Below are 367 nucleotides of genomic sequence, written 5' to 3'. Positions count from 1 at the left end.
AGAAGATAAGCTCTCAATAGAAGTTGATGACGCCTCATACCCTGTTGACTCTAAACAAAGAGTGTCACTCCCTACTCTAGGCGAATCACCAGCCAATGCGTATCTAATGCTTCCGCAAAGAGAAAGTGATGAATGGCCAAGCGTCTACATGCTTTCTACCCTATTACCCGGAGAGGAAAATACTCGTATCGACAGCGAAGGAACCGCAATCTCCCTGGTCATGCAAGCAATCCCTCAGGAGCTTTTACTAAACGCAGGAAGCGCAAGCGAAGTCAAACAAAGCGTTAGAAACAACTCCCTAGCGTTTATTGATAAATTTGAAACAATGATCGAAGCGGACCCTTATACTTTGCACCTCCACAATTTG

1 protein-coding gene is annotated in these 367 nt (G+C 45.0%); it reads left to right on the top strand.

What is annotated here, in order from left to right; genetic code table 11:
* On the top strand, positions 1–367 hold a 367-nt coding region (locus tag A3729_RS33125), incomplete at both ends, for a hypothetical protein (RefSeq protein ID WP_197475868.1).

Source organism: Oleiphilus sp. HI0043, assembly GCF_001634935.1.
The sequence above is the reverse complement of the archived record's forward strand: the minus strand, read 5'-3'. Positions and strand labels throughout refer to the sequence as shown.